The sequence below is a fragment of the Methanothermococcus thermolithotrophicus DSM 2095 genome (assembly GCF_000376965.1).
In the GTDB taxonomy this organism is placed as follows: Archaea; AGJL01; Methanococci; order Methanococcales; family Methanococcaceae; genus Methanothermococcus; species Methanothermococcus thermolithotrophicus.
In genome coordinates this window covers 24087-31040 of sequence record NZ_AQXV01000038.1, presented here as the reverse complement: position 1 = coordinate 31040, position 6954 = coordinate 24087, and the positions used below count along the sequence as shown (strand labels likewise).

Genomic DNA, 6954 nt, shown 5'->3' with positions numbered 1-6954 from the left:
ATCTCACATGAAACCTTTAGAAAAGGTTTCATCCAAATGTATTAGCTTTTTAACTTTTTCTTTAAATGAGGCATTAACCCGCCATCGTTTAATATTTCCATCATGAATTCTGGAAGTTTCTGACCTTTTAATTCAACTCCTGTAGTCAAGTTTTTTATTACCCCACTATCTAAGTCAACTTCCAAAATATCTCCTTCACTAACGTGTTTGGAAATATCCTTACACTCTAAGAGAGGGAGTCCAATGTTTATTGAGTTTCTGTAGAATATTCTTGCAAAGCTCTCTGCTATAACTAATGATATTCCAAGACCTTTTAAACCTATTGGAGCGTGCTCCCTTGAGCTCCCACAACCGAAGTTCTTTCCACCTACAATTATGTCTCCTTTTTGAGCTTTTTCCGGGAATTCTGGGTCAGTTCCAGTCATTGCATACTTTGCAAGTTCTTCTTCAGTTGTGTAAACTAAATATCTTGCAGGAAGTATTGCATCAGTGTCTATGTTATCTCCAAAAACCCATGCCTTACCTTTAACAACCTTTTCCATAATTTCACCTTATCTTACCCTTAATTAATCTTACCTTTTTTATAACTCTACGGAAATCAGGTTTATAAGATATTCGCGTTTTTTATTCCATTATCGCCTTATTTAAAACTTCCATATCACATTCAATTTCAACAGGCATTTCACTTGCTTTTATTGCTGCATCAGGATCTTTTAAACCGTTTCCTGTTGTTATACATACAATTTTTTCATCCTTGTCAATTACTCCCATTTCAATCAACTTTATAAGTCCTGCAATTGATGATGCGGATGCTGGCTCAACAAAGATACCTTCTTTTCTTGCAAGTAATTTCTGTGCTGCAGTTATTTCTTCATCGGTTACGCTTTCAGCCAATCCTCCTGATGAATAAATTGCATCAAGAGCTTTTGGCGCATTTACTGGATTTCCTATCCTTATTGCAGTTGCTATTGTTTCCGGATGTTCTTCAGGAGTAATTGTTTTCATTCCTTTTTTAAATGCCTCGACAATTGGCTTTGCTCCTTCAGCCTGGATTCCTGTCATTTTTGGTAGTTTGTCTATTATTCCTGTTTCTTTGAACTCCTTGAAACCTTTCCAAATTGCACTTATGTTTCCTGCGTTTCCTACAGGGAGAATCACCCTATCAGGAACTTCCCAATCTAACTGGTCGCAGATCTCAAAACCTATTGTTTTTTGACCTTCCAATCTGAATGGGTTAATTGAGTTTAAGAGATAGAGCTTTTTATCTTCTGCAAGTTTTCTAACCATCAATAACGCATCATCAAAGTTTCCTTTAATTTGTATAACCTTTGCACCGTAGAACATTGCCTGTGCAAGTTTTCCGAGTGCAACCTTTCCTTCAGGCAACAATACAATACATTTTTTTCCACTTCTTGCAGAATAGGCCGCTAATGATGCGGAAGTGTTTCCTGTAGAAGCACATCCTATAACTTCTACTCCGAGCTCATTTGCTCTTGTTACCCCTGCTGTCATTCCCCTATCTTTGAAGCTTCCAGTTGGGTTGGCACCTTCGTTTTTAACATAGAGCTCCTTTAAACCGAGCTCTTTTGCAAGGTTATCACATTTGTATAATGGAGTTCCACCTTCATGAAGTGTAACTATCTTTTTTGGGTCTTTTACTGGCATGTATTCGAGATATCTCCAAACACCTATCTCTCTTTTTCTAAGACCTTCTCTTGAAACTTTTTCTTTTATTTGTTCATAATCATATTTAATTTCCAATAACCCGCCACATTCACAACTATAGATTATTTCATCAATATCGTATTCTTTTCCACATACCATACATTTTTGAATCATGTTTCCACACTTCTAACTTTATTTTTATGATTTTACCTTACTCCCATATAACATCTTATTAGATATAAATATTTACTTGCCATGATAAATATTTACTGTAAGTTATACACTTTTATAGTGGAATGCGGTTAAAATAATTAACAATTAAATAAAAAAACAATAAAAACTAACAAATTAAATTTTAGGTTTTTGTGATAAAAATAGAAATATAGGCCTACTTTAAAATTGAATAGTTTAGACAGACCATATAGTGAGCTCGTCCTTTCTAAACCTTAGCGGGAACAAAAACGATTAATGTTTTTATTAAATATGCCGTCTTTTGATTATGGTAAAATTATTTCCCACCTAACTTTTCCCTAAGTTCAGTTAAAATGTTTAAAGCATTTCCTATCTCAACGAAAGGGGCTTCGCCCCTTTTCAAACCCCATACATACCTATTCGCTTTGCTCATAGGTATTGTTTCATTATCCTATTTTTCCAGTAAATACCTTATTTTAGTTTCCATCAAACTTTTCCCTAACTTCAATTAAAACTTTTAAAGCATTTCCTATCTCAACGATTCTATTTATTTCTGTTTCTTTATCTAACCTTTCCAGCAAATAATTTATTTTATTATCTACAACGGAAACTTCAGAGATTGATTTAGTTTTGGCTTTTGTTTCATCTTCAATCTTTTTAGTAATTTTTTCTTCACCCTCCCTGCTATCACACACGGGACAGTAAATCTTGCCACCTTTTTCGAAAAGTGGAAATCCGCATCTTTTGCAATGTTTCCCAAGCATTTTACTCCCTTTAATTAACTCAGAGGATGCTATTTTCAATACGTCCATATTACTCATATAACCACCAATATTAAATGAAAACCTAGGTTTTATGGCCACCTCTCGCTTATCGACAAAAACTCGAAGGATTTTAAAACGGAAGGAATTTTCTTGCAGTATTGTGATAAACCATAAAGTATAAACTATATATATTAATTTACTTAATATATGAAAAAGGTTATCAGGTGATTATCTTGTTTTTGGATAAAATACTTAATGCTCAAAAGGCGTACACTTTTGATGATGTTTTGCTAGTTCCAAACAGATCATATGTTGAGCCAAAAGATGCAGACCTTTCTGTGGATTTGGGCGGTTTAAAGCTTAATATTCCTATTATTTCTGCAGCGATGGATACAGTTTCTGAAAAGGAGATGGCCATTACTTTGGCAAGAAAGGGAGGCCTTGCAGTAATACATAGGAATATGACAGTTGAAGAACAGGTGAACCAAATTATTGCAGTTAAAAGGGCCGAAGATATTGTTGTAAGGGATATAATCACCATTTCCCCTGACTACAAAGTCATAGATGCTGAGAGAATAATGGAAGAGTACTCAATTAGTGGTTTACCTGTGGTCGATGAAAATAGAAAACTTTTAGGGATTATTACTACGAGAGATTTAAGATTTATACCTGACCATAACGTCCCCGTAAGGGATGTGATGACAAAGGACGTTGTTTTAGGGGATAAAGACATATCCCACGAGGAAGCTCTAAACATAATGTACGAAAATAAGATCGAAAGACTTCCTATTGTGGATGAAAACAAAAAATTAATTGGTATGATAACACTGAGGGACATACTAAAAAGGAAAAAACACCCTGACGCTGCAAGAGATGAGAAAGGAAGACTCTTAGTTGCAGCTGCCTGTGGTCCAAACGATATTGACAGAGCAAGGGCTTTAATAAAGGCAGAAGTGGACGTTTTAGCAATTGACTGTGCCCATGCACACAACATGAATGTAGTAAATAACGTAAAAAAATTAAAGAAAGAGTTGGAAGGAACAAATACCAAATTAGTGGTTGGAAACATTGCCACAAAAGAAGCTGCTGAAGATTTAATAGCAGCAGGTGCAGATGCTCTAAAAGTAGGTATTGGACCTGGTTCAATATGTACAACAAGGGTTGTAGCTGGTGTTGGGGTACCTCAGCTTACAGCCATTGCTGAAGTTTCAGATATTGCAAGAGAGCACAATATCCCGGTTATTGCAGATGGTGGTATAAAATACAGTGGAGACATTGCAAAAGCTATTGCCGCAGGAGCTCATGCAGTTATGATTGGAAGTCTCTTAGCAGGAACTGACGAAGCACCTGGACAATTAATGACCATTAACGGTAGAAAGTACAAACAGTACAGAGGAATGGGTTCATTAGGTGCAATGTCTGGTGGAGTAGGTGCTGGAGCTGACAGATACTTCCAAAGCCATATGAAACATGCGAAATTAGTTCCAGAAGGTATTGAAGGAGCAGTACCTTACAAAGGACCTGCAAGTGACGTTATATTCCAATTAATAGGTGGTTTAAGATCATCAATGGGTTACTGTGGAGCTAAAACCATTGAAGAAATGCATGAAAAAGCTAAATTTGTAATAATATCTCAAAGTGGTCAAAAAGAGAGCCATCCACATGATGTGTTAATTACAAACGAAGCCCCTAACTATCCGTTAAACTCTCAAAGATAATAGAAACAATACCTATGAACGGAGTGAATAGGTATGTACGGGGTTTGAAAAGGGGCTTGCACCTTTCAACCATACTTATTTTCTTTTTAAAATTTTAAAAAGGGGTATTTATGAAACCCATTATTATAACATTTGGGATGTTTTTAATCATAATTGGATTCTTGGTATTAACTATTGGAATGATTCTTCCAGATAAAAATAGAGTTCAGGATGATGAAAACTCAAAAAATAATGATATTCAATTTTCAGGAGTAGTAATGATAGGTCCAATTCCAATAGTGGTTGGAAATTCACCATCTGTTGCAATACTATCTGTTTTGATGCTGATAGCGGTGCTCCTATGGATGTTAATATTCTACAGGTATATAGTGCTTAAATAACACATTATGCCCATCTATATTGTTTTAGAAATTTCGAAAAAAAGTTAGTGAATTTTTAGTAAACTTTTCTACCGAGTTTTGTTCTTATACTTTCGAATTTTTCAGCCAATGTTTTTGTAATATTTCCTATCTCGCCATTGTTTATTTTTCTACCATCTATTTCAACAACCGGAACTACTTCAGCGGCAGTACCTGTAATGAATATTTCATCAGCTACATAAAGTTCGTGAAGTGTTAGCCTCTCCTCCAAAACCTCATATCCCAATTCTTTTGCTAAATCAATTATAGTATCCCTTGTAATGCCCCTTAAAACACTTGATGAAACTGGAGGTGTCTTAATAACTCCGTTTTTAATTACAAATATATTGTCTCCAGTACCTTCTGCAACATAACCCTCACTATCCAATAGGAACGCTTCATCTACTCCAGCATAGTTTGCCTGAATCTTTGCTAAAATGCTGTTTAAATAGTTTAAGGATTTTACTGCAGGATTAACAACATCTACAGGAAGTCTTCTTATTGAAGATGTTATTACCCTTATTCCATCGTTTCCAAGTAATGGGTTCATAGGCTCTGCAATACAGAAAATAGTAGGTTCTAATGCTTTTCTTGGATCAAGTCCCAAATCTCCAATACCTCTTGTTACAACCAGCCTTATGTAGGCATCTTTTAGATTATTTACCTTAAGTGTCTCGACTACCACATCTTCCATTTCCTCTTTACTCAAGGGGATTTCCAAAAGTATGGATTTTGCAGAGTCATACAATCTGTCAATATGTTCTTTCAATTTAAAAACTACTCCATCATATGCCCTTATACCTTCAAATACGCCATCACCATACAATACACCGTGGTCATAAACAGAGATTTTTGCATCTTCCTTTTCTACAAATTTTCCATTCAAATATATCTTCATTATTTCACCTTATACCCATAATTCATGTTATTTTTTTACGTATTATTATTTTATTATTTTTATAGTGTTTCCACGAATTGTAGATACAACCAATTTAAGTATTTCAATTTTCACATTAGCTTTAATTTTTCTTTAATGACGAAAGACTTTCTAAAAATTCATCTATGTGCTCCAATTCAATATGTGGCATCAGCACTATCCTTAAGGCATTTACACATTTACATACTGATACATACCATCCCATTTTTCTTAAATCTTCACATGTTTTATTTGGATTTTCGTCCTTAATAGAAACAATATTGAGAATAGGATTGATTACTGGTTCAAACCCATATTCCTTAGCCCTTATCACAAGATAGTATGTTTTATCCATACATTGGGATACAACATCCCTATATCCTTTTTCTCCTAGAAGTTTTATTATTCCCCATGTGGAAGCCACACCGACTCCAGTTCTTGTCCCTACCAGTGTTGCCTGCTGTGTTTCAGTAAGATACGGTGCATCCACATCCAGGTATTTTTTAAATGAAATATCCCTAAATAGTATACCACCTGCTGGAATAGGGGCTAAACCCATCTTATGAGGATCGATAGTTATTGAAGAAACTCCACCAAGTGAAAAATCAAACTCATAGCTGTAATTTTTTAATTTATATCTATTATCTAAGAATGGGATAACAAAACCGCCAAATGCAGCATCAACGTGTAAAAATATATCGTTTTCTTCTGCTATTTTTGATATCTTTTTGATATTGTCAATTGTACCGAGCTCAGTACATCCTGCTATTCCCACAATACCATCAACATGGTTGTCTTCTACAAAATCTCTAATGAATTTAACATCCATGGTGTAATATTTTGTTAATGGTGGCCTTATTACTTCCAAGTCCATCATTTCTCTTGCTTTTTCAAAGGAAAAGTGTGCTGTTTCGGGAATTATAACCTTTAATTTATTGTCATTATTTTTTCCATTATTTTTAGATCTTGAAACATTTTTCATTGCCCTTATTGCAGTTAGATTAGCCTCTGTTCCTCCAGATATAATGTATCCAAAAGGATTTTCGTTTTTTAAAAATTTTCCAATCATACTTATGACTTCTTCTTCAAGAAGCTTAGTACCCTTAAAAAGTCCAGGATCGCCTAAATTAGTTTCAAAAAACATTTGGGCTATTTTTCTTGATATGGGATGTGGTTTTGTACACATTGAACCTAATATTCTCCCTTCTTCATATTTTAAGTCCATTTCCTGGTATTTTTTTAGTTCATTTAACACTTTCTCTTCATTCATTTCGTTCATCTTACCCACCAAAGTTATAGTA

The 6954-nt window shown here is 34.7% G+C and carries 7 protein-coding genes; 2 read left to right on the top strand and 5 right to left on the bottom strand.

Annotated elements, in window-relative coordinates; translation table 11 throughout:
- Positions 1-41: 41 nt before the first annotated feature.
- From F555_RS0102950 to F555_RS0102935, 3 genes are all read right to left on the bottom strand, one after another.
- On the bottom strand, positions 42-542 hold the full coding sequence (locus F555_RS0102950) for a 3-isopropylmalate dehydratase small subunit (RefSeq protein WP_018153731.1): 501 nt from the start codon (positions 540-542) through the stop codon (positions 42-44).
- An 82-nt stretch (positions 543-624) separates the two neighbouring features.
- Positions 625-1839 carry a threonine synthase gene (thrC, locus tag F555_RS0102945; protein ID WP_018153730.1) on the bottom strand — a complete coding sequence of 405 codons (1215 nt, stop codon included), beginning with the start codon at positions 1837-1839 and terminating at the stop codon, positions 625-627.
- 494 nt (positions 1840-2333) lie between these two features.
- On the bottom strand, positions 2334-2678 hold the full coding sequence (locus F555_RS0102935; RefSeq protein WP_018153729.1) for an Sjogren's syndrome/scleroderma autoantigen 1 family protein: 345 nt from the start codon (positions 2676-2678) through the stop codon (positions 2334-2336).
- Between the two features lie 176 nt (positions 2679-2854).
- Here F555_RS0102935 and guaB point away from each other — a divergent pair, with 176 nt between their 5' ends.
- Both guaB and F555_RS0102925 read left to right on the top strand, forming a co-directional pair.
- Positions 2855-4339, top strand: a complete 1485-nt coding sequence (gene guaB, locus F555_RS0102930) for an IMP dehydrogenase (protein ID WP_018153728.1) — start codon at positions 2855-2857, stop codon at positions 4337-4339.
- A gap of 110 nt (positions 4340-4449) precedes the next feature.
- Positions 4450-4719, top strand: coding sequence for a TIGR00304 family membrane protein (locus tag F555_RS0102925; RefSeq protein ID WP_018153727.1), 270 nt, complete (start codon positions 4450-4452; stop codon positions 4717-4719).
- A 55-nt stretch (positions 4720-4774) separates the two neighbouring features.
- Here the strand turns inward: F555_RS0102925 and ilvE are convergent, their stop codons facing one another.
- Both ilvE and mfnA read right to left on the bottom strand, forming a co-directional pair.
- On the bottom strand, positions 4775-5635 hold the full coding sequence (ilvE, locus tag F555_RS0102920; RefSeq protein ID WP_018153726.1) for a branched-chain-amino-acid transaminase: 861 nt from the start codon (positions 5633-5635) through the stop codon (positions 4775-4777).
- Positions 5636-5756: 121 nt separating this feature from the next.
- Entirely contained in the window at positions 5757-6923 is a 1167-nt protein-coding gene (gene mfnA / locus F555_RS0102915; protein WP_026182926.1) for a tyrosine decarboxylase MfnA, read from the bottom strand.
- Between the last annotated feature and the right edge of the window lie 31 nt (positions 6924-6954).